The following is a 20,797-nucleotide window of genomic DNA, read 5'->3' as shown; positions in this document are numbered from 1 at the left end:
CGCATTTCCAGGAGCTTGGGTGAGGCACACTGATGGTATGCTAAAAAAGCAGTTGATGATGCTCTGCCTTGCGGTCTGGCATAACATCCTGGCCTGGTTTCAAGCCGCAGATCAGCCCGTCTCGCGTCACCATTAACGGTGTGAAACGCATCTACTCCTCTGAGATCAGCCTCTCGTAGCTTCGCTGCGCCTCCTCCAGTATCTTCTCCTCTCCCTCGATCACGCCATCCCTCATGAGCACCCTTCCGTTGCATATCGTCCAGCAGACCCCGCCAGCCATGCTGTAGACCAGATGTGAGAGCATCGAGGTCTCAGGCGTGAACCATGGCCTCTTGATATTGATCAGGGCGAGATCCGCGAGGGCTCCGGGCCTGATACCTATATCCAGGGAGAATGCCCTGTATGCATTCTCTGTGGCCATCCGCCAGACAGCATCAGCGGGAAGTATCGCTGGACGTCCTGCAGCGCACTTCTGGACCACGGCTGCGACCTTCATCTCCTCGAAGATGTCCAGGTTGTTGTTGCTCGAAGCCCCATCCGTTCCCAGGCAGACATTCACCCCCTGTTCGATGAGTGTCGCGACCGGAGCGATGCCTGATGCGAGCTTGAGGTTGCTTATAGGGCAGTGGGCGACGTTCACATGCCTCTCCGCAAGAATCCTCATGTCTCTAGGCGTCAACCATACGCAGTGTGCCGCCACCACCCTCTCGCTCAGAAACCCAAGGCTTTCCAGGAACTCCACAGGTGTCATACGCCGCTGGTTTACAAATGTATCGACCTCATCCCTGGTCTCTGAGAGGTGTATGTGGATCTTTACATCATACCTCTCCGAGATCTCCCTCGCCCTGAGAAGCGTCTCCTCTGAACATGTGTAGACAGCATGCGGGCCCACAGCCGGCTTTATGAGATCGTCATCTCTCCATTTTTTTATGAACGGCTCGACGTCATCGAGAAGCTCAGGCCGCATATCGAAGAGCACACCTGAGAGCACGCCCCTTATCCCCATCTCCCTGGTGACTGCAGCTGTCTCATCCATGAAGTAGTACATATCGTTATAGCACGTCACTCCGAACCTTATCAGCTCCAGGCAGCCCAGCCTGACCCCTGCGCGGATATCAGATGGCCTGAGCCTCGCCTCCAGCGGCCAGATCTTATCACGGAGCCAGGGGATGAGCTCCATGTCATCGGCATAACCCCTCAGAAGCGTCATGGCCAGATGCGTGTGGCTGTTCACCAGGCCCGGAACTGCGAGCATGTTTCTGGCATCTATGACTTCATCATCATTTGGCCTCAAATCCCTTCCGACCTCGGAGATGCGGTTCCCCTCGATGAGAATGTCGATATCCTTCAGGAGAGACCCGTTTTGAATGAGGAATGCGCTGCGGATTAGCATGGACGGATGTATAAGCGGTAGATATTAATACCCTCTTGCCCGGAAAATGTGATGGGCTGAGGTAGCCAAGTGGCCTACGGCGCTGGTCTTGAGGTTCCGTAAGGAACAGGCTAACCAGTGGTGCATTGCACCGCGTGAGTTCGAATCTCACCCTCAGCGTGTACAAACTTCTCCGAACAAAAGATGATGATATGCCCTCTGAAAATCAAAATGATAACTGCATTGCATCTGAGATCATCCAGACTGCCCTGAGGATCCTCCGGCTAGGCCCGATATGCGACAGCTGCTTCGGCAGGCAGTTCGCCATGCTGGGGACGGGCATGACAAACAGCGAGCGTGGGCGCTCGATAAAGACGTTCATGGTCATGAGCGCGGACCTCCGCGATCCCGAAGAGTCCGGAGAGATGCTGCGCGCGCTCGCGCCGTCCTGCAGGCAGGCGAGGCTCAGGCTCGGCCTGGAGGATTTGGCTGAGCCCTGCTGGGTCTGCCTGGGGCAGATGTATCCCGAGCGCCTGGAGGAGCTTGCAGACAGGGCTGTGGAGGCCCTCAGCGGAATAGAATGCAGCAGGTTTCTGGTTGGCACATTCATGAGCGGCCTTCTTGCTGAGAACGAGGAGCTTCTGCTCGCTGATGGTTGTTCTAGATACGCAGAGCCCATGAAGTCGGAGATCAACCGCGAGGTTGGGAAGCTAATAGCATTGAAGAGCGGGAAGCAGCCTGATCTCAACAACCCTGAGGTTGTCGTTCATCTTCATCTTTCAGACGGACACATAGAGATCCAGATCCAGCCGCTTTACATCTACGGGCGTTACAGGAAACTCCAGCGCGGATTTCCGCAGACGAGATGGCCGTGCAGGGTCTGCGGCGGGAGGGGCTGCGAGAGGTGCGGCAATACAGGGCGAATGTACCAGGAGTCTGTTGATGAGCTCATAAGAGGGCCCATTGTAGAGGCTGCAGATGCTGAGGACACTGTATTTCATGGCGCTGGAAGAGAGGACATAGATGCCAGGATGCTAGGCAGCGGCCGGCCCTTTGTCGTCGAGGTCGTTCGCCCACGCAGAAGAGATCTGGACCTGAATGCGCTCAGGGACAGGATAAACAAAGAGTGCAGCGGCAAGGTCGAGGTCAGCGATCTCATTTTTGTCGATAAGTCGATGGTCGAGACCGTCAAGAACGAGAGGTTCGAGAAGACCTACGAGGCCGTTGTGGAGCTCTCAGCGCCGGTCGAGAAAGAAAAGCTTAAATCCGCCCTGTCCAAATTGGTAGGTTTTGTAGAACAGCGTACGCCAACTCGCGTCTCTCACAGAAGGGCGGATAAGGTCCGCAGGAGGGCGGTGCACAGCGCCGGTCTGGATGAGCTGAACGGCCGAATGGCAAAAATAACCGTCCGCTGCGACAGCGGCCTCTACGTTAAGGAGCTGATATCAGGGGACGGTGGCAGGACGAGGCCCAGCCTTGCGGAGCTTCTAGGGTCAGACGCCAGGGTCGTGGAGCTGGATGTAATAGATGTAGGTGGAGTGTCCGATGCCCAAGTCACACGGATTTCGTAAGAACACCAGGGACAAGCTCAAGAAGAGCGTCAGGGAGAGGGGAATCTCTCCTGTGGTCAGGGCGATACAGGATTTCGCCGTTGGTGAGAAGGTTCACATAATAATAGATCCCAGCATACACAAAGGAGTGCCGCACCCGAAGTTTCATGGCAGGACCGGAACTGTGGTGGGCAGGAGAGGGAGAGCTTACGTGCTGGAGGTCCCGGATCAGAACGCAAAGAAGCTCGTTATAGCCTTACCCGAGCACCTTGCTGCTCAGAAGTAGAAGATGATAGTCAAGGACGTTCTGAAAGAGGAACTGCTCACGATAGCAGAGGTGAACGCACTCCTCAGTGGGATCAGGGAGAAGAGGGCGGGCGAGCCAGAGGAGCTCGGATACGAGCTCAGGCGGGCCATGCGCCATGCGGAGCTGTTCTCCCACGGCACGCCTGAGGAGAGCAGGCGGCTCGTGGAAGCTCTCCTGGCTCTTGAGAAGGTTACCCCCGAGATAGCTGTGAAGATAGCGGACCTCAGGCCTGTGACCAGGGACGAGCTCAGGGCGATCTACGCGAAGGAGAAGTTCTCGCTGACAGAGGAAGAGCTGGACGCGATTCTCGATATAGTGCGCAGGGGGTAAGTCTCTCTTGCCCGATGCCAGGCCTCCAAAGAGGGAAACAGTAGCCCGGATACTCGACTATCTTCCCTACGGGCACGTCTCGGAGGCCATAACAAGCTACCAGAAGCGTCCGCTTGTTCAGGCAGTGGGTGAAGGAAGCTTCGTTCTGATGGAGATGACCCCAAAGGAAGGGGTCGTCCCAACGGTCGGGCAGCGCGTGAACCTGACAGCACGCGATGTGATCGAGCGCGTGAACAGGAGGATCAGCTACAACGAGCTCACAAACAGCGCCAAGCTCGAGCTCGGATATGAGATACAGAAGATAGTGCTCGATAACGAGGAGAGGTTCATCAGGTACTTCAACGAGGCTGGACCGATCACAACAAGGATGCACGGTCTCGAGCTGCTCCCAGGCATAGGAAAGAAGCTGATGTGGGCGATACTCAACGAGCGCAAGAAGGGCCCTTTCAAGAGCTTCAAGGACCTGTCTGAGAGGGTAAAGGGTCTGCACAACCCTGAGAAGCTCATCGCGAAGCGCATTGAGGAGGAGCTCATGGACGACCGGATCAAGTACAGGGTCTTCACAGCAGAGCCGAAGGAGCCGAAGCCTGTCGAGGCCCGCAGAAGGCCGTGAAATACAGGCTCAGCAGATGCTGCTCATGAGGAAGGCGGGATGAAGGCCGGACAGCATTTTCTGGTGGACAGAGGGATCGCGGAGAGGATAGCCGGTTACGCTGAGATCTCGTCATCCGACAGGGTACTGGAGATAGGCCCCGGCAGGGGAAGCCTGACGGAGTTCCTGGCCTCGAGGGCGGGCAGGGTTTATGCGATAGAGGCGGATCCTGATCTCGCCCACTATGTGGAGGAGAGGTTCCCCAACGTTGAGGTGATCCAGGGCGATGCGCTCCGCGTGGATCTCCCCGAGTACAACAAGGTCGTATCGAACCTTCCCTACCACATCTCGACAAAGATAACGCTGAGGCTGCTCGGGAGGCCCTTCGATCTCATGGTGCTAATGTACCAGAGAGAGTTTGTGGACAGAATGCTCGCCTCTCCCGGCACCAAGGATTACGGCAGGCTGAGCGTGAATGTCTCATACTACTCAAATGTCGAGATCCTTGAGACAGTGCCCAGGTCCGCGTTCCGGCCCATGCCGCATGTCAGCTCGGCTGTTGTCAGGCTCAGGCCGAGGGCTGACAGGGAGCAGGTCGACGATGCGATGTTCTCCTCGATAAGCAGGGATCTATTCACCAAGAGGAGAAAGAAGGTCAAGAACGCGCTGGCGTCAATAGGCATCGCAGAGGATGTGATGCTGGATCTCGATCCCGCGATCCTCGATGCGAGACCTGAGGATCTGGGTGTCGATGAGTTCGTCCGGATCGCCAGGGCGGTCTCGGAGCATCAGTCGAGGAACTCGCCGCGATGATCCAGGATCTCTGCGCTGAGCGCGTTACCTGATCGCCCGCTGGGATAGAAAAGAGCGTGCATTCACATTCGCATAACCTTAAAAAATAGCTCTCGGGATCTTCAGATGCAGCGAGATGGAATCACCACAGCGCATATCCGAAGTATCTTGCTGCGAACAGCACTCCGAGGACTACAACAAGAATCCCGAAGATCTTTGTGATGTAGCTGCCTGCTGATATGTATCTGTCTGCTATCCTGGCCGCAGCAGACCTCGAGAGCGCTGCCATCGGGATCACAGGCACCCCGTGTCCAAGGCCGAAGATGAAGAGCATTACACCCCCTCCCAGGGGCGAGACGTCCTGTGAGATGAGCCAGATTATCACTGGAAACACAAGCGATATCGCGCATGGAGCCCATCCCAGAGAGAAGAAAGCTCCGAGGAAGAACGCGCCAAGGGTCGAAGACCGCTCGAATATCTTTAAGGATATGTTGATAAAACGCTCAAGGTAGCTCTTTCCGGATCTCCTGAAGCTGAAGATCGGGCCCACGAACTCGCCCAGAGGGGTGATGCTGTTTATTCCCAGGACGATCAGCAGCATGCCAGCAGCGAGATCGAAGAACCTGGAGCTGCGCATGAAGATGCCGAGCTGGGATACGAAGAGACCGATCACAAAAAACACTGCTGCCATGCCTATTGTGAATGAGAGCCCGATTGCCAGGCCCTCTCTGTAATCGTCTCCGCTCCCATCACGCCTCTTTCTCGATATTATGTATGAGAAGAGGGCCGCAAGAAGAGCCACAGAGCATGGAGAGAGCGATGTCATTATCCCGAGCGCGAACATCCCGAGGGCAGATTTCCCAGAGCTTGAGGCTGAAAGCCAGCCCGGGCTGTATCCATCAGCGCTCATCAGATCAGCATAGAGCTTATCAGAGCTCTGGATGCCGTCGATCAGCCCCCTGCCTATTTGATACACGCGATAGACCTTGACCACATCCCCATCGGAATTCAATATTATTATCGTCGGGTTCGAGAAGCCCGTGCCCGATGACCAGTAGTCCATGTACCGTCCAGCGGCAGGATACGGCTGAAAGTCCTCTGCCCAGGGCCATGTCACATTCACCCCCCACCATGAAAGGGCGAGGGAGCTGCCGTTCGCCGAGTATGGATTCTTCCGTATGTTTATCGTGGTTATATCCGCATCAGGGTGCTCTGCGGCGAGCCTTGCGATCTCGGCGGTCTGCGCGGATAGGACCTCCTCACACTCCCTGCATATCGGGCTCTCTATGTTCGTGATGTACAGAATAGAAGGCCCCTGTCTGCTCTCCGGTGCCGCCTGCACAGCGAAGGAAGAGCAGATCAGCAGGATCGCCAAAAAATGTATGATCGAACGCATCAAGCTCCAGCCCAGCCATCTCTGTTTTCATTGTACAGAGCGATCGCGTCGTCGAGATACGACCTGATCCAGTCCTCTCCGGTGATATCCTCAGAGCTGTGCCATCCGATCTTCACATCGCCATTATCTTTCACGAGTGTGACAACCACTGTGAGCGGCACGAGGGCCTTTCCGCCGTCCGGATCATAGACTCTGGCATCAGCAGCCCGCGCATCAGAATCTCCGGAGAGATCGAATAGCGTCACGTCTCCTGAGTAATCCTTCATCACCTTATCAACCGCCTCCTTCTGTGGAGCACAGTAATCGCAGTTCAGATGAACGAAAATCAGAACTGGCCTCTCCTTCAGTGCATTCAGAACCCACGCTGGATGGTTCACAGAGCCGCCTGCATTTGTATTGTCCTCAGGATACGATATCCACCAGTCGTCCTTTCCAGCGCCGACAGAATGCTCTGCCCCCATCGCTGATAGCGAGAGCATCAGCAGAACCGCAATCAAGCTGTATGGCTTCAACATACGACCCCCAGTGCGGTCTCTCCGCACCAGCACTGCTTTAGTGGAGCTACATAAATCAATTTCGGTTCAACATATATGGATATGAAGCGGACCGCAAAGTATCTATTCCTTCAGATCGAGGAGATGCTGTGGGTCGCATGTCACTCCAACGAGATCTGAAAGAGGATTCTGTCATGAAGCGTCTCACTGCCGTGATTTCAGTGTTTATGCTGGTCCTGATATGTCTCAGTGTGGGCCCTGCATCTGGCGGAGGCAACCGCACCCTGACCCAGCACTCGTATCTCTTTGTAAACGGCTATATGGACGAGACAAAGATATACGAGACTGACTACGGGTTCAAGGGACAGAAGCTCGTCGTCGGGACGCGGGGCAGCGGCACCGTCTCAAGGAGGCAGACGATCGACCTCTGGAGCAGCAACACATCTGACGAGAGCGAGATGTACTTCAACGAGTGGGGTTACTTCGAGTACCATCCTTACTCTGAGGGGCCATCTGAGAGCGATCTGAAGAACGCGCTCTGCGCAAAGAACTACGATATCGGCAGCGTGGTCTCAGAGAGCTACTCATCGATAAGGGATCTCGTCAAGGACACCACCATATACCAGAGCGAGAACGTCTCGCTCTACCAGATCAACTCATATCTCCACGGCACTGCCAGGATAGGGGCGAGGTTCGTCAACAAAACAGACAGGACGACAAACATGCTCATGGGCGGCCTCTACATAGGCGAGGTCAACATACGTGAGGAGATTGAGGTCGGTGAGAATCCGCCGCTGACGCTCCCCTGCGCCTGAGTCCAGATGTTTTTGTGCTCCAGAGCAGAGAGATTGCCGCCTGGATTAGCTGTGCAGCCTCCTGAGAACCGGCGTTCACTGGCATGCCTCTACTGCAAGGTCATATGCTGTTGAGCACAGTGAGCACCCAGCGGATGAAGAGAGATGATCGTTGTATACAGCAGGGGCTTCGAGGAGAGGTATCCCACAAATCCGGTTGAGAACCCTGAAAGGGTCAGGCTTGCAGCTCAGGAGCTCTCAGGGTACGAGTTTTTCGAGCCAGCCCCAGCGAGCCACGAGGAGATCGCGGCGGTCCATACGGCGGGGCATATTGAGCGTGTTGGGATGCGAGGGCTCTACGAGGCTGCGGCTCTTGCAGCAGGTGGTGCCGTTGCAGCCGCGAGGATATCCCTGAGAGAGCCAGCCTTCGGGCTGATCCGCCCACCAGGACATCATGCATCCGCTGATCATTCATGGGGAATGTGCTTCTTCAACAACATCGCCATAGCTGTGAAGGCCATCAGGCCTCATTTCCGAAAAGCACTGATCCTTGACATCGACCTTCATTTCGGCGACGGCACTGTGAGCATATTTCGATGGGATCCGGATGTGAGCGTCGTCAACATCGGCGCCATTGACGTCAACTTCGATTACATAAAGCTCGAGAGCAGCGGATACATCGAGCAGGTGGAGAGGGCGCTCGAATCCCACGAGTACGATATCATATGCGTATCAGCTGGATTTGACACTTACCGACTTGACTGGGGCGGCATGCTCGATATAGATGACTACAGGAAGATCGGTTCCCTGATAAGAGACGCATCTGAGGAGGAATGTGACGGGCGCAGGTTCGCTGTTCTCGAGGGCGGGTATCATAGGGATCTGAGATACTGCATCAGGAGCTTCGTTTCGGGATTTGAATGATCGATTGCAGAGCTGCGATCTTGCAGCACTCGTTCAATCCATCAGAAAAGGCTCAAATATCTTTGGCTCAGGTTTTACTGTGAGGACAATCACATGCACGATCCAGACTATATCGAGAGGCAGCTTCGTGAGCTGATGCTCACAGGCTATGATGAGAGTGTTCGGGCCGAGCTTGAGTCCATTCTTGATGGCATGAACGAAAGGGACTGCCGGATCTCGGAGATGCTCGATGAGCTTCTTGAGGAGGTCGACAGGCTCCTGCTGCTGATGGACGAGCTCGGCCTGGATGAGGAGTAGGGTGGAGTGAATTGGAGAGATTGCCGGATGTTCAGGCCTGTCACCCTGCTTACCCTATCAACCTCACAAGGGTTGGGGTGACGGGAGTGAAGAAGCTCGTGAAGGTCGAAAGGAGTGGCGAGAGGCCAATCGTTCTCATATCGAACTTCGAGGTATTTGTGGATCTGCCATCGAGCAGGAAGGGTGCGAACCTCTCGAGGAACACCGAGGCCATAGACGAGGTTCTCGAGGAGGAGATCTCGAGGCCGGTTTACGAGATAGAGGAGCTCTGCGGCAAGATCGCTCTCCGTCTCCTCGAGCGGCATGAGTATGCGACCAGGGCCGAGGTGAAGATGAAGAGCGAGTATATAGTGAAGAGGCAGACCCCCGCCACGAAGGTGAACTGCCAGGAGGTGGTTGACATCTTCGCGGAGGCGAGGGCCACGATCGGCCCGAATCCACACATCAAAAAGCTCGTCGGCGCTGAAGTCATCGGAACAACAGCATGCCCCTGTGCCCAGGAGATAGTCAGGGAGAAGATGCGCAGAGATCTCCTCAACCTCGGGCTCAGCGAGGATGCGGTCGAGAGCTTCCTTGAGAGGGTGCCGGTGGCCACGCATAACCAGCGGGGACGCGGGAGCATATCGATAGAGGTCAGCGACAGAAAATGCGTCTCCATAGACCGCATAATAAGGATCATAGAGGAGTCGATGTCCTCGAAGGTTTACGGGCTCCTGAAGCGCCCTGATGAGGCTCTTGTAGTATCAAGGGCGCACATGAACCCGATGTTTGTTGAGGACTGCGTCAGGGAGATGGCACAGAGGGTCGTCGCAGCATTCACCGATCTTCCAGATGACGCGATCGTCACGCTGAAGCAGATAAATGAGGAGAGCATACACAGGCACAATGCGTTCGCCGAGAGGGTGGCGAAGATGGGGGAGCTGAGGGCGGAGCTCGCCGCGGTCCAGGAAATCCAGCCGAGCAGCGCCTCTCAGATTTAGAGGAGATCGCCTACTGAGATGGCATCAGCAGGCCATATGCGCAGCTTACGGGCAAAATAGAAAAAGGAGCCTTCATGAGATCATGACAGACAAGATAGGGCTTATAGGGGAGAGGATAAACAGCCTCCTGAAAGAGAGAGGAATCATCGCGAGATGCGAGCTCCTTCACAGGATCTACCAGGCGGTTCGCGAGGCGCGCCTGAGCGACGCTGAGATGGATCTTCTGAGGAGAATGGTTGGGGAGAGACCGGCGCCCGGGATATTCTCGAGCATAATGAGCGGACATCCGGTATTTCATGATACACCGAAGCTTGACAGCTTCATAGTGATCCACGGAAGGATATTCCACTTCCCGCTTTCCGGGAAGTACGACCGTCCGGACTTCGAGAGGGCGTACGAGACATTTAAAAGATCAAGGGATGAGCTGCTCGAGCTCGTTCGCTCCAACCTCGAGGACCTGACAGCAGATTTCCTCAACCGGGCAGGGTACTCGCTATCCCACAGAGGTTCCGGCAGGCTGTCTTTCGTGAAGGGCGGGGATAGACTGGAGGTTCTCGTCTACCCCAGGATCGGCATGCTCGATGTGGAGGAGTGCATCCTCGCTTCCGAGCTTTACGAGGGAATGGCCGCAATTGTGCCGCATGAGGAGAGCCTGGAGCCTTTCATGAGATTCTATCAGGAGCATGCGGGCCTTCTCGATGAGAAGGGTGTGCAGATATGGGTGGCAAATATGGAGGAGGGCTCTGTCGATCCCTTCATAGGGTTCACGACAGATCCGGAAATATACACAAGTTTCAAGAACCCGAAGCTTGCATCTATGGTCAGATCGAGATGGAGGTTAATCAGATGAAACACCCGGAGCGTATATTCTCCTACATGGAGCTGGATAGCGAGGATGAGCTCGTGAAGGCGATGACAGAGCACACATGGCCTCTCTGCTACGGATTCTACCACGGAGATCTCCTGTATCTCGGGGACGGTGACAGTGAGGACGCTCAGGAGTATTCGGTGGTGAGAATCGAGAGGACCGAGGGGCATCATGGCATTGTGGGCACAGAGGTCGGAAGGATCACATCCCACAACAAGGACGAAGTGCGCAGGATCATTAGAGAGATGAAAGCAGGTGTGCACAGCATGAGCAACCCCGTTAAAGTACAGGTTGAGCCCAAGTGGCATCACAGCTGTCAGCTGTGCAGGCTTGAGGAGGATTGAATCCAGGCCATTCGTCTGACTGAGCGCTGGTGTGCTGATGTGTATCATGTGCGTCATTCGGATCGTGTAACAAAGTACGCACTTCACTAATGGCGATAGACATCAGCCATTCCAGACCAAAGGCGAGAATTTCAGATAAAATGGGGGTTTTCATGAGAGAAAGAATTGTCTTGCTCGTTCTGTGCATAACAATCTGTCAGCTGGCAGGTGTCGTCGGATCTTACCTCACGGATCTATCAGTCACCACATGGTATCCGGCACTGATCAAGCCGTCCTACACCCCGCCAGGATGGTTTATAGGCTTGGTCTGGGTGGTGCTCTACACTCTTATGGGCATATCGCTGTTCCTGGTGCTCGACTCGAAGCCCCAGCCAGGACCCCTGAAGAATGCTCTTATGCCATTCAGCATTCAGCTTCTCCTTAACATCGCATGGTCAGGTGCATTCTTCGGCCTGCGGTCACCATTATATGCGCTTGTAATCATTGCTGCACTCTGGTTATCGATAATAGTAACCATGAAAAGATTCTTCGAGATATCCCGAAGGGCTGGCGTTCTTCTAATACCATATATCCTCTGGGTGAGCTTTGCAGCATTCCTCAACTACACAATCTGGAGGCTGAACTGAGCGTAAACTGAGCGTATAATCCTGCACGCTGTTTTGAACGTCCTTTTGGAGAACCCAAATCACAACACCCCAGCATCATGATATGTAGGCAGAAAGGCTTGCCCTTCAGCAAACATTTCTCTGATTTTTATATAGATGCGGCGGCCTGATTGTGCAGAGGACGATTCACGCAAAAGCTAAATATCGTCCCTGCAGAGAGTGCCTGGATGTTTGCGAATTGGGAAGAGCACGGGCTCATCGAGGATGGGCTGCGAGCGCTGGTGCATGAGTCCCGCGGGCTGCACGTCGGCGAGGTGATCGAGTACGTGCTCCTCTCTCCTGGCAAGAGGGTTCGCCCCCTTATACTCCTCTTCTCATCAGAGGCCTTCGGATTCGACCCACGAGATGCGCTCAATGCAGCGCTGGCGGTGGAGCTCGCACACGCAGCATCCCTGATCCATGATGACATCCTAGACTGCGGGGTGGAGAGGCGTGGAGCTCCGAGCGCGCTCAGGAGGTTCGGCATGGAAGCCTCATTGCTTTGTGGCGACTACATGATATCGATGTCGATAGGGCTGATCTCCTCGTACGGCGAGCCAGCAATCAGGCTCTTCTCAAAGGCGTGCATGGATATGGCAGAGGGGGAGATCATAGATCTATCGAGGATAGCATCTCCGCATGAGTACTACCAGTGCATAACAAAGAAGACAGCATCCCTTTTCGCGGCATCTGCCAGGCTCGGGTGCATGATATCAGGCGCTGATCGTGAGGATCAGATGCTGTACGAGAGGTACGGGCTAGAGCTTGGGCTTGCCTACCAGATCGTGGATGATCTCGAGGAGCTCATCGGTATCGACCAGGGAAAGAGATCTGCCAAGAAATCGATGACCCTGCCGAGGATCCACAGTCTGCGGTCTGGGCCTGAGGAGACCCTGCGGATGTGTGTTGATGCGGTGAGAGAGCATACAGGCAACGCTAGAGCCTCACTGCTCAGCGCAGGTGGCGATCCTGAGATGAAGGAGCGCCTTCTCACGATACTTGAGAGCATGACAGAGAGCATGGTGAAGAGATGCAGCTTGCCGAATCCCCTCTTCTGAGTTTAACCGTTGATATGGATGGTGGCATCAGGCTCAATGCGACTGGCCCACTGGCCCCATTTGCGAAGCCGATCGTTAAAAAGATCAACGGGATATTCGAGACCGAGAAGCCGATCAGCTCCGGTGAGAGGCTGATCTTCTCAACCTGGATCCCGCCAGCGCCCAGCAGAGCATTCGACAGGATGATATCCGCTCAGCTGAGATCTCTCACGCGCAGGAGGGTTCCGGATCAGCTCTCGATCTCGGTCTTCCGTGGCTGCCCGAACAGCTGCATCCACTGCTCAGCTCCCTCAAGAAGCGGGGATCTACTGGAGAGAGATCTTGTTAAAAGGGTCATCTCCGAGTCCCTGGATCTCGGAACATATCTTGTCACATTCGACGGCGGAGAGCCGATGCTGAGGCAGGACCTGCCGGAGCTGGTCGCGGCCGTCGACGAGAGGGCGATCGCGACCTGCTTCACCAGCGGATACGCTTTGAGTGAGAATCTCGCGCTGGAGCTAAAGAAAAGCGGCCTATACGCTGTGAGGGTGAGCATAGACAGCCCTGTTGAAGAGCAGCACGATCATTTCCGGGGAAGAAAAGGCGCCTTCAGAGATGCGATCTCTGGAGTCCGGAACGCTCTGAGCGCCGGACTTCTGGTGGATCTGTTCATGGTGGTCTCGCCATACAACATAGACCAGCTTGAGGATGCATACTCCCTGGCATGTGATCTCGGAGCGCACGAGCTCTCGCTCTACGAGATCGTGGCAGTGGGGCGATGGAAGGATCATGCGGATGAGGTCCTCTCCCACAGCGATATCGAGCATCTTGCTGAGTTTCACATGATGAAGAACAGGCTGCCAGACGGGCCGAGGGTGACAGCCCTGCCATACCTTCTCTCCCCGGAGATGTTCGGCTGCTTCGCGGGAAGGCGATGGATGCATGTTGACCCGTCCGGCGATGTCATGCCATGCGCATACATGCCGATCAGCTTCGGCAACGTCAGAAAGAGCTCCCTTAAGGACATCTGGCGGAGGATGAGCAGATACAGCTGGTTCCGGCATCGCTGCTCATGCCAGATGAAGGATGATCTTTTCAGGCATCTGCATTTTGAAAAGGAGGATCTGAAATGAGGTCTGGCTTTACTGTAATTCTGGTCATCGCCATCATGGCGATGGGTGCAAGTGCTCAGAAATACACTTCGACACCAACGCAGTATAACGATTCACTGGGCGAGGGTCTGGGTTGGATGAACATAGTGAGCCCGGAGCATACCGCTGAGTACCTGGCGAAGACCGGGGGCGCCACTGGCAGCGCAACCGCTCCCACAAACATCGATCTCAGGGGAAACTGGTCGTTCGAGCTCAGGACTCTTGACGAGAAGATGGTCGGCACCGTCAACCTGAACCTGGCCCAGATCGGCACAGTTGTCTTCGGTGCCGGCACTGTCAGGGGTTACAATGCGATCGCCACAGCAAACGGCGCGATCGTTGATAACATGCTAACGCTGAACATCGTGACGTATCCCAATGTGGTATACTACCAAGCAAGAATAGACAAGATCGGAGGTGGCGGCACATCTGCCGCAGGACACTTCGACGCTTACTCACCATCAGGTGAATCCCTGCAGGGGACGATCAGGGGCGAGAAGGACGTGCCCAGAACGCTGAGCTGATCCTCCCCGGACTGTTCTTTTTATTCCAACGAGCGATCAGTTAGTCTGCCTTCAATCTATTTGGCTCCCATCATTTTTAATTGAAGATCAAAGCCCAAATGGACAAAAACGCATTCAGCACTTCGGCCTCCGAGAGCGATCTGTTGGAGGAGATGCGCCGATCGGGATTCGAACCCGAGTTTAGGCGTTGGCAACGCCTAGTGATAACCGCTACACTATCGGCGCACCGGCACAGACTGCTCATGTCCTTTTAGGTTTTAAACGTTACGGGCCAATGGGGCGCTCGGATCATCGAGATCACCACAGTCCATGTACATTGGTTGTATGCCCAGCGTCACGGATATCATCAGAATGCTCGCAGGTTTCACGAATCATCTTGCCACTGGGCATCGATTCCTGGCAGCAGTTCAGCAGTTCGAGCCCCGTCAGGAGATGCTTTCAGTCTTTTTGGCACATCCCACTATCGCATGCGATGATTCTCTGCGTTAACTACCGCGCCCTTGAGGTCGCAGCCTCCCACATCACGGCCAGAACTTGCGTCACTGATAACATCGTGATTCCCCCCGCTTTCTGCTGTGTTGAATAATGTTTGAGAATCCGATAGCAGAGGCCTGATTCATACGAATTTCAATCCTAGTAAAAATCGATAGCTCTCGGCCTTAGAGCTCTTAATTATTCAACACAGCACCGCTTTCGGAATATTTATATAGAACCTCAAACAGCTTTAAGCCCAGCCAGGCTTTGGAGGAGTTGATTTGGCTGGAATGAGCGGCTATCCGATCATCATTTTAAAGGAAGGAGCCAAGCGTGATGTGGGACGCGAGGCCCAGCATAAAAACATAACAGCTGCGAGGGCGGTGGCAGAGGCTGTGAGAACAACCCTCGGCCCGAAGGGCATGGACAAGATGCTGGTGGACAACAATGGAGATGTGGTGGTCACGAACGATGGCGCCACGATACTCTGGGAGCTGGATATAGAGCATCCAGTCGCCAAGATGATCGTGGAGGTCGCAAGGGCGCAGGATGATGAGGTGGGAGATGGGACCACAACAGCCGTCGTCCTTGCGGGAGAGCTTCTGAAGAAGGCAGAGGCGCTTCTTGACAAAGGCATCCACCCCACCACGATAGTTCAGGGATACAAGACAGCTGAGGCGAAGGCCAGCGAGATACTCGAGAGCATGTCGCTCGAGGTGACCAGGGAGAACAGGGACGTGCTGAGAAAGATAGCGATGACCGCGATGACGGGCAAGGGCATCGAGACGATGAAGGAGAAGCTGGCGGATATTGTGGTTGATGCAGCTCTCGCCATAGAGGACAACGGGAAGGTGGATGTTGAGCACAGGGTGAAGATAGTGAAGATCACCGGCGGAAGTCTGGCTGACACAGAGCTCGTGCACGGCATCGTCCTGGAGCTTGAGCGCCTGAACCCCGAGATGCCCAGAAAGGTCGAGGATGCGAGGATCGCCCTGCTGGATGCGACTTTAGAGCTGAAGAAGCTTGGAACGGATGCGAAGATAACGATCTCAGAGGTCGAGGGTCTCAGGAGCTTCAAGGAGGGTGAGAAGAAGGTCCTGGAGGCACAGGTGGAGGCTCTAGCAAAGGCCGGAGCAAATGTGGTGCTGTGCCAGAAGGGGATCGGCGTTGCTGCATCGCATTTCCTGGCAAAGCACAACATACTTGCTGCACGCAGAGTCAAGGACGAGGATATGAAGATGCTCGCCCTTGCGACAGGCGCGAGGGTCATAGGCGATCCGATGCAGGCATCCCCACAGGATCTCGGCCACGCAAAGGTCGTGGAGGACAGGAAGGTCAAGAAGGACAAGCATATGATCTTCATCGAGGGATGCAGGGATCCGAAGGCGGTGACCATCGTCGTCCACGGTGGATCTGAGGTATTCCTGGATGAGATGGAGAGGGCCCTAAACGATGCCCTGATGGTCGTCGGTGATGTGCTATCCTACAGGAAGATCGTCCCAGGCGGCGGCGCTCCTGAGGTTGAGGTCGCTGAGAGGATGAGGGAGTATGCTGCGACGCTCAGCGGCAGGGAGCAGCTCGCGGTGGAGGCATTTGCAGATGCAGTCGAGGTCATACCCAAGACGCTTGCCGAGAACGCAGGTCTCGATCCGATAGACACCATTGTCGCGCTGAGATCGAAGCATGGTGCAGGCCTCAAAGCGTATGGGGTTGATGTGCATAACGGAGGCACTGCGGACATGCTCGATGGCGGCGTCGTGGAGCCCCTCAAGGTCAAGCTACAGGCGGTGAAGTCAGCTGCAGAAGCCGCCACAATGGTCCTCAGAGTGGATGATGTGATAGCTGCTAAGAGAGAGGAGCTCAAGCCGAAGCCAGGGCAGAGTCCACACGACTACACGAGGATGTGAGCAGTCACATCCTCTTTTGAAGGTGAGCGTCATGGCAGATGAACCTTCAGATGAGATCACTGATGGTTCTGAGGAGGACCGAGGAGCAGCTTCTGCTGAGGGCGCCTCTGAAGAAATTTCTATGGATGAACTGGTTAAACTCAGGCAGGAGCTCGAAGAGGCAAAGAGGCTTGCAGATGAGCGGCTCGAACAGCTGTTGAGATGTACGGCTGAGCTGGACAATGTCATAAAAAGAAACACCAGAGAGAGAGAGGAGTTCGCAAGGTTCGCATCTGAGACGATCATAAAAAAGCTCCTGGTCTTCCTTGACAGCCTGGAGCAGGCAGCGAAGCATGATGATGGATCCAGGGCGCTTTATGATCAGCTTCTGGATATACTGAGGTCTGAGGGGCTGGAGCCGATAGAGGCTGTGGGGAAGCGGTTCGATCCGTTTGTGCATGAGGCGATGATGCAGGTCGAATCCCAGGAGGCCGAGGACGGGATCGTGGTCCAGGAGTTCCAGAAGGGCTACATGCTCCACTCAAAGGTGATAAGAACATCGAAGGTCGCTGTCGCAAAACGTGGATAAGGTTAAATCTTAATTGCATAATTATGTTTAGGGGATGGTAGCATGTCGAAGATCATAGGCATAGATCTTGGGACCAGCAACTCCGCTGCTGCGGTGCTTATTGGCGGAAGGCCTACAATAATACCGAGCGCTGAAGGAACAAGCCTCGGCGGAAAAGCGTTCCCATCATATGTTGCATTCACAAAAGATGGCCAGGTGCTGGTAGGAGAGCCGGCAAGGAGACAGGCCATCACAAACCCTGAGGGGACCATAACAGGGATCAAGAGGAAGATGGGGACCGATTACAAGGTCAAAGTATTCGGGAAGGAGTACACCCCTGAGGAGATATCCGCCCATATTCTGAGAAAGATCAAACAGGATGCTGAGACATTCCTGGGGGAAAAAGTGGAGAAAGCTGTAATCACAGTCCCGGCGTACTTCAACGACAACCAGCGTCAGGCAACGAAGGATGCGGGCACCATAGCAGGGCTTGATGTCGTGAGGATCATCAACGAGCCCACGGCTGCTGCTTTGGCATACGGCCTCGACAAGAAGGGAGATCAGAAGATAATGGTCTTCGATCTCGGCGGAGGAACGCTCGATGTCACGATCATGGAGATGGGCGAGGGGGTCTTTGAGGTGCTCTCGACGAGCGGGGACACCCAGCTCGGCGGGCGTGATATGGACGAGAGGCTTCTCAACTACGTCATCGAGAAGTTCCGCCAGGAGACAGGGATCGACCTGCGCAGGGACGCGATGGCGATGCAGCGTCTCCGCGAAGCTGTGGAGATCGCAAAGATCGAGCTGTCATCCATGCTCCAGACCACTATAAATCTGCCATACATAACAGCGGATGCGAGCGGCCCGAAGCATCTGAACATGACGATAACGAGGGCGAAGCTGGAGGAGCTGATACAGGACGTCCTGGAGAGGTGTCGCGGCCCGATGGAGCAGGCGCTCAGCGATGCGAAGCTGGACAGGAGCGAGATCGACAGGATCATACTCGTCGGCGGCCCGACCAGGATGCCTGCGGTCCAGGAGTTCGTCAAACGCTTCATGGGGAAGGATATCGAGCGCGGCGTGGATCCGATGGAGTGCGTCGCGATGGGCGCAGCGATCCAGGCCGGAGTCCTCGCGGGAGAGGTCAAGGATATACTGCTGCTGGATGTCACGCCGCTGTCTCTGGGCGTGGAGACGCTCGGCGGGATAATGACTAAACTGATCGAGAGGAACACCACGATACCTACCAGGAAAAGCCAGATATTCACGACTGCTGCGGACAACCAGACGAGCGTCGAGATACATGTGCTTCAGGGCGAGAGGCCTCTGGCAAAGGACAACATCTCCCTGGGTAGATTCACGCTCATGGGCATACCGCCAGCGCCGCGGGGTATTCCGCAGATAGAGGTCACGTTCGATATAGATGCGAACGGCATACTCCACGTCTCTGCGAAGGATCTTGCTACGAAGAAGGAGCAGAGGATCACCATCACAGCTCCGCACAGGCTCTCCAAGGAGGAGATAGAGCAGAAGGTCAAGGAGGCGGAGAGGTACGCGCAGGAGGATGCGAAGCGCAGGGAGGAGATCGAGACCAGGAACCAGGCTGACAACCTGATATACACGACTGAGAAGATGCTGAAGGAAGCCGGAGATGTGGCAACGTCCGATCAAAAGGAGAGGATCGAGAAGGCGATATCAGAGCTCAGAGATGCGCTTTCTGGAAAGGATATCCAGGAGATAAAGAGCAAGATGGAGAAGCTCCAGAATGCTGTTTACGAGCTCTCAGCTGCCATGTATCAGAGGGCTGCACAGAGCCAGAGCGGGTCTGCGACAGGATCCACAGCTGGATCTGCATCTGGCGGGAAGACCGTAGAGGCGGATTACGAGGTCGTGAACGACGAGAAGCGCTGAAGAGGCGGTTGGGGTGGCGGAGAAGAGGGATTACTACGAGATCCTGGGCGTCGACAGGAACGCCACTGAGAAGGAGATAAAGAGCGCTTACCGGAAGCTGGCGATGAAGTACCATCCCGATCGCTCCGACGCCCCCGACGCAGAGGAGAGGTTCAAGGAGATCTCTGAGGCGTATGCTGTGCTCTCGGATCCTGAGAAGCGCAGGCAGTACGACCAGTTCGGGCATGCCGGCATCGGTCAGTACTCTCAGGAGGACCTCTTCAGATCCGTCGACTTCGAGGACCTGTTCAGAGGCTTCGGCTTCGGCACCGACAGCATCTTCGATCTCTTCTTCGGCAGGGGCCGCCGCGGGCCTGTGAGGGGAAGGGATCTCAGGTATGATCTTGAGATAACGCTTGAGCAGGCGGCATCAGGTCTCGAGACAACGATCGAGGTCCCCAGGACAGAGGTCTGCAGGACATGCTCCGGCACAGGCGCAAAGCCCGGGACATCGCCGGTGAGGTGCCAGAGCTGTCACGGCACAGGACAGATAACGAGAACACAGGTGACCCCGTTCGGGCAGATCGTGACATCAACGACATGCTCGAAGTGCGGCGGCAGGGGTCAGGTGATAGGGACGCCCTGCGATGACTGTGGCGGATCAGGCAGAGTTCGCAAGTACAGAAAGATAAACGTCAGGATCCCGCCGGGAGTCGATACAGGCCATCACCTCAAGCTGAGGGGTCAGGGAGAGGCGCCGCCGTTCTCGCCGGGGACACAGGCAGAGCCAGGGGATCTCTACATATTCATCAATGTCAGACCGCATCCTCTATTCTTCAGGGATGGCGATGATCTCATCCACGAGATGAACATCAGCATGACCCAGGCTGCTCTCGGCACAGAGCTCGATGTCCCGACGCTTGATGGTAGAGCTCGTCTGAAGATCCCTCCCGGGACGCAGAGCGGCTCTGTCTTCAGGATAAAGGGAAAGGGCATGCCAAGGCTTCATGGATCTGGCACGGGCGATCTTCTGGTAAGAACTAATGTCAGGATACCCAAATCACTGACACCAAGACAGCGCCAGCTCCTCGAGGAGCTCGCCAGGGAGTTCGGGGAGGAGGAAACCAAAAGGCATCATGGGAAAGCCGGTCTTTTCGAGAAGATCGTAGACGAGGTCAAGGGCGCTGTGCGTTAGATGACTATGAGCTGCTCATATGCGATTGGACAAAGAACGTGGCGGTTTCTGTCGCTCTCCCGGGAACAGATCTGTGCCAACTCCCAACACACATTCCGCATTTAAGTCATGATTCGCTGGTGTTCTCATAGTTCAGACGAATGCAATACGTCATCATGAGAGCACGCTGATTCCCGGCAGCGCACTCAGTTCTTCGAGCCTGTGACTCGTGCTACTTGAGTCGGGTCACATTTTGAAGCCACATCAAAATTGGCAGTGTATCGATTCAGAGGCAGTCATTCTCCAATCGCAGTCATCGGCCTTCAGATCCTGCTTAAATGGTTTCGAGACAAGTTCGTTGTTTCCAGAGGGGACCAATATCCTCCGGCGCTCTGGAGCTCCACATATC

At 55.2% G+C, this 20,797-nt stretch carries 22 protein-coding genes and 2 tRNA genes; 20 read left to right on the top strand and 4 right to left on the bottom strand.

Translation table 11 applies throughout. From position 1 onward, the window contains the following. Positions 1–151: 151 nt before the first annotated feature. On the bottom strand, positions 152–1,393 hold the full coding sequence (locus NQU42_RS00825) for an amidohydrolase (RefSeq protein ID WP_296608233.1): 1,242 nt from the start codon (positions 1,391–1,393) through the stop codon (positions 152–154). Positions 1,394–1,448: 55 nt separating this feature from the next. On the opposite strand from NQU42_RS00825, the gene NQU42_RS00820 reads away from it, so the two are divergent. The 6 genes from NQU42_RS00820 to rsmA all read left to right on the top strand — a co-directional run bounded on the left by NQU42_RS00820 (position 1,449) and on the right by rsmA (position 4,964). Further along, a tRNA-Ser gene (locus NQU42_RS00820) sits at positions 1,449–1,552 on the top strand. A gap of 32 nt (positions 1,553–1,584) precedes the next feature. After that, the gene (locus tag NQU42_RS00815; protein WP_296608231.1) at positions 1,585–2,943 is read left to right on the top strand and encodes a tRNA pseudouridine(54/55) synthase Pus10; all 1,359 of its coding nucleotides are present in this window, start codon (positions 1,585–1,587) and stop codon (positions 2,941–2,943) included. Further along, complete coding sequence (locus tag NQU42_RS00810; RefSeq protein ID WP_296608229.1) at positions 2,918–3,208, top strand: 50S ribosomal protein L21e; 291 nt, start codon at positions 2,918–2,920, stop codon at positions 3,206–3,208. The genes NQU42_RS00815 and NQU42_RS00810 overlap by 26 nt, the downstream gene beginning before the upstream one ends. A gap of 3 nt (positions 3,209–3,211) precedes the next feature. Beyond that, complete coding sequence (locus NQU42_RS00805; RefSeq protein WP_296608228.1) at positions 3,212–3,559, top strand: RNA polymerase Rpb4 family protein; 348 nt, start codon at positions 3,212–3,214, stop codon at positions 3,557–3,559. Positions 3,560–3,566: 7 nt separating this feature from the next. Next, entirely contained in the window at positions 3,567–4,172 is a 606-nt protein-coding gene (locus NQU42_RS00800) for a DUF655 domain-containing protein (protein ID WP_296608226.1), read from the top strand. 39 nt (positions 4,173–4,211) lie between these two features. After that, on the top strand, positions 4,212–4,964 hold the full coding sequence (gene rsmA / locus NQU42_RS00795) for a 16S rRNA (adenine(1518)-N(6)/adenine(1519)-N(6))-dimethyltransferase RsmA (RefSeq protein WP_296608224.1): 753 nt from the start codon (positions 4,212–4,214) through the stop codon (positions 4,962–4,964). Positions 4,965–5,085: 121 nt separating this feature from the next. Here the strand turns inward: rsmA and NQU42_RS00790 are convergent, their stop codons facing one another. Then, entirely contained in the window at positions 5,086–6,339 is a 1,254-nt protein-coding gene (locus tag NQU42_RS00790) for a cytochrome c biogenesis CcdA family protein (protein ID WP_296608223.1), read from the bottom strand. Continuing rightward, on the bottom strand, positions 6,339–6,854 hold the full coding sequence (locus NQU42_RS00785) for a thioredoxin family protein (RefSeq protein ID WP_296608221.1): 516 nt from the start codon (positions 6,852–6,854) through the stop codon (positions 6,339–6,341). The genes NQU42_RS00790 and NQU42_RS00785 overlap by 1 nt, the downstream gene beginning before the upstream one ends. 173 nt (positions 6,855–7,027) lie before the next feature. Here NQU42_RS00785 and NQU42_RS00780 point away from each other — a divergent pair, with 173 nt between their 5' ends. The 10 genes from NQU42_RS00780 (at position 7,028) to NQU42_RS00735 (ending at position 14,396) form a co-directional block, all read left to right on the top strand. Next, on the top strand, positions 7,028–7,648 hold the full coding sequence (locus NQU42_RS00780) for a hypothetical protein (protein WP_296608219.1): 621 nt from the start codon (positions 7,028–7,030) through the stop codon (positions 7,646–7,648). A 144-nt stretch (positions 7,649–7,792) separates the two neighbouring features. Further along, positions 7,793–8,551, top strand: coding sequence for a histone deacetylase family protein (locus NQU42_RS00775; protein ID WP_296608217.1), 759 nt, complete (start codon positions 7,793–7,795; stop codon positions 8,549–8,551). A 93-nt stretch (positions 8,552–8,644) separates the two neighbouring features. Beyond that, positions 8,645–8,848: a hypothetical protein gene (locus tag NQU42_RS00770; protein ID WP_296608216.1), complete on the top strand. Its 204-nt coding sequence runs from the start codon at positions 8,645–8,647 to the stop codon at positions 8,846–8,848. 11 nt (positions 8,849–8,859) lie between these two features. Next, positions 8,860–9,828 carry a GTP cyclohydrolase MptA gene (mptA, locus tag NQU42_RS00765; protein WP_296608214.1) on the top strand — a complete coding sequence of 323 codons (969 nt, stop codon included), beginning with the start codon at positions 8,860–8,862 and terminating at the stop codon, positions 9,826–9,828. Between the two features lie 82 nt (positions 9,829–9,910). Then, on the top strand, positions 9,911–10,678 hold the full coding sequence (locus NQU42_RS00760) for a hypothetical protein (protein WP_296608212.1): 768 nt from the start codon (positions 9,911–9,913) through the stop codon (positions 10,676–10,678). Further along, entirely contained in the window at positions 10,675–11,040 is a 366-nt protein-coding gene (locus NQU42_RS00755; RefSeq protein ID WP_296608211.1) for a hypothetical protein, read from the top strand. The genes NQU42_RS00760 and NQU42_RS00755 overlap by 4 nt, the downstream gene beginning before the upstream one ends. Positions 11,041–11,192: 152 nt before the next feature. Then, a complete protein-coding gene (locus tag NQU42_RS00750; RefSeq protein ID WP_296608209.1) occupies positions 11,193–11,666 on the top strand; it encodes a TspO/MBR family protein in 474 nt (157 codons plus the stop codon). Between the two features lie 206 nt (positions 11,667–11,872). Next, entirely contained in the window at positions 11,873–12,742 is an 870-nt protein-coding gene (locus tag NQU42_RS00745; protein ID WP_296608208.1) for a polyprenyl synthetase family protein, read from the top strand. Further along, positions 12,715–13,854: a radical SAM protein gene (locus NQU42_RS00740; protein WP_296608206.1), complete on the top strand. Its 1,140-nt coding sequence runs from the start codon at positions 12,715–12,717 to the stop codon at positions 13,852–13,854. Before NQU42_RS00745 ends, NQU42_RS00740 begins: the two co-directional genes overlap by 28 nt. Then, positions 13,851–14,396, top strand: coding sequence for a hypothetical protein (locus NQU42_RS00735; protein ID WP_296608204.1), 546 nt, complete (start codon positions 13,851–13,853; stop codon positions 14,394–14,396). The genes NQU42_RS00740 and NQU42_RS00735 overlap by 4 nt, the downstream gene beginning before the upstream one ends. A gap of 153 nt (positions 14,397–14,549) precedes the next feature. Here the strand turns inward: NQU42_RS00735 and NQU42_RS00730 are convergent. After that, positions 14,550–14,621, bottom strand: a tRNA-Gly gene (locus NQU42_RS00730). Between the two features lie 539 nt (positions 14,622–15,160). Between NQU42_RS00730 and thsA the strand changes: the two genes are divergently transcribed. The 4 genes from thsA to dnaJ all read left to right on the top strand — a co-directional run bounded on the left by thsA (position 15,161) and on the right by dnaJ (position 20,409). Continuing rightward, on the top strand, positions 15,161–16,777 hold the full coding sequence (gene thsA, locus NQU42_RS00725; RefSeq protein WP_296608327.1) for a thermosome subunit alpha: 1,617 nt from the start codon (positions 15,161–15,163) through the stop codon (positions 16,775–16,777). Between the two features lie 121 nt (positions 16,778–16,898). Then, entirely contained in the window at positions 16,899–17,345 is a 447-nt protein-coding gene (locus NQU42_RS00720) for a nucleotide exchange factor GrpE (RefSeq protein ID WP_296608203.1), read from the top strand. Positions 17,346–17,387: 42 nt separating this feature from the next. Further along, positions 17,388–19,235: a molecular chaperone DnaK gene (gene dnaK, locus NQU42_RS00715; RefSeq protein ID WP_296608200.1), complete on the top strand. Its 1,848-nt coding sequence runs from the start codon at positions 17,388–17,390 to the stop codon at positions 19,233–19,235. Positions 19,236–19,248: 13 nt separating this feature from the next. Next, positions 19,249–20,409 carry a molecular chaperone DnaJ gene (gene dnaJ / locus NQU42_RS00710; RefSeq protein ID WP_296608198.1) on the top strand — a complete coding sequence of 387 codons (1,161 nt, stop codon included), beginning with the start codon at positions 19,249–19,251 and terminating at the stop codon, positions 20,407–20,409. The last annotated feature ends 388 nt before the right edge of the window (positions 20,410–20,797 follow it).

Origin of the sequence: Methanothrix sp. (genome assembly GCF_024518575.1) — an archaeon.
GTDB lineage: Archaea > Halobacteriota > Methanosarcinia > Methanotrichales > Methanotrichaceae > Methanothrix_B.
The sequence above is the reverse complement of the archived record's forward strand: the minus strand, read 5'-3'. Positions and strand labels throughout refer to the sequence as shown.

Coding starts and splice junctions, on each gene's coding strand:
- NQU42_RS00825 (WP_296608233.1), bottom strand. CDS start 1,393: ATGCTAATCCGCAGCGCATTCCTCATTCAAAACGGGTCTCTCCTGAAG.
- NQU42_RS00815 (WP_296608231.1), top strand. CDS start 1,585: ATGCCCTCTGAAAATCAAAATGATAACTGCATTGCATCTGAGATCATC.
- NQU42_RS00810 (WP_296608229.1), top strand. CDS start 2,918: ATGCCCAAGTCACACGGATTTCGTAAGAACACCAGGGACAAGCTCAAG.
- NQU42_RS00805 (WP_296608228.1), top strand. CDS start 3,212: ATGATAGTCAAGGACGTTCTGAAAGAGGAACTGCTCACGATAGCAGAG.
- rsmA (WP_296608224.1), top strand. CDS start 4,212: ATGAAGGCCGGACAGCATTTTCTGGTGGACAGAGGGATCGCGGAGAGG.
- NQU42_RS00790 (WP_296608223.1), bottom strand. CDS start 6,339: ATGCGTTCGATCATACATTTTTTGGCGATCCTGCTGATCTGCTCTTCC.
- NQU42_RS00785 (WP_296608221.1), bottom strand. CDS start 6,854: ATGTTGAAGCCATACAGCTTGATTGCGGTTCTGCTGATGCTCTCGCTA.
- NQU42_RS00780 (WP_296608219.1), top strand. CDS start 7,028: ATGAAGCGTCTCACTGCCGTGATTTCAGTGTTTATGCTGGTCCTGATA.
- NQU42_RS00775 (WP_296608217.1), top strand. CDS start 7,793: ATGATCGTTGTATACAGCAGGGGCTTCGAGGAGAGGTATCCCACAAAT.
- NQU42_RS00770 (WP_296608216.1), top strand. CDS start 8,645: ATGCACGATCCAGACTATATCGAGAGGCAGCTTCGTGAGCTGATGCTC.
- NQU42_RS00760 (WP_296608212.1), top strand. CDS start 9,911: ATGACAGACAAGATAGGGCTTATAGGGGAGAGGATAAACAGCCTCCTG.
- NQU42_RS00755 (WP_296608211.1), top strand. CDS start 10,675: ATGAAACACCCGGAGCGTATATTCTCCTACATGGAGCTGGATAGCGAG.
- NQU42_RS00750 (WP_296608209.1), top strand. CDS start 11,193: ATGAGAGAAAGAATTGTCTTGCTCGTTCTGTGCATAACAATCTGTCAG.
- NQU42_RS00745 (WP_296608208.1), top strand. CDS start 11,873: ATGTTTGCGAATTGGGAAGAGCACGGGCTCATCGAGGATGGGCTGCGA.
- NQU42_RS00740 (WP_296608206.1), top strand. CDS start 12,715: ATGCAGCTTGCCGAATCCCCTCTTCTGAGTTTAACCGTTGATATGGAT.
- NQU42_RS00735 (WP_296608204.1), top strand. CDS start 13,851: ATGAGGTCTGGCTTTACTGTAATTCTGGTCATCGCCATCATGGCGATG.
- thsA (WP_296608327.1), top strand. CDS start 15,161: ATGAGCGGCTATCCGATCATCATTTTAAAGGAAGGAGCCAAGCGTGAT.
- NQU42_RS00720 (WP_296608203.1), top strand. CDS start 16,899: ATGGATGAACTGGTTAAACTCAGGCAGGAGCTCGAAGAGGCAAAGAGG.
- dnaK (WP_296608200.1), top strand. CDS start 17,388: ATGTCGAAGATCATAGGCATAGATCTTGGGACCAGCAACTCCGCTGCT.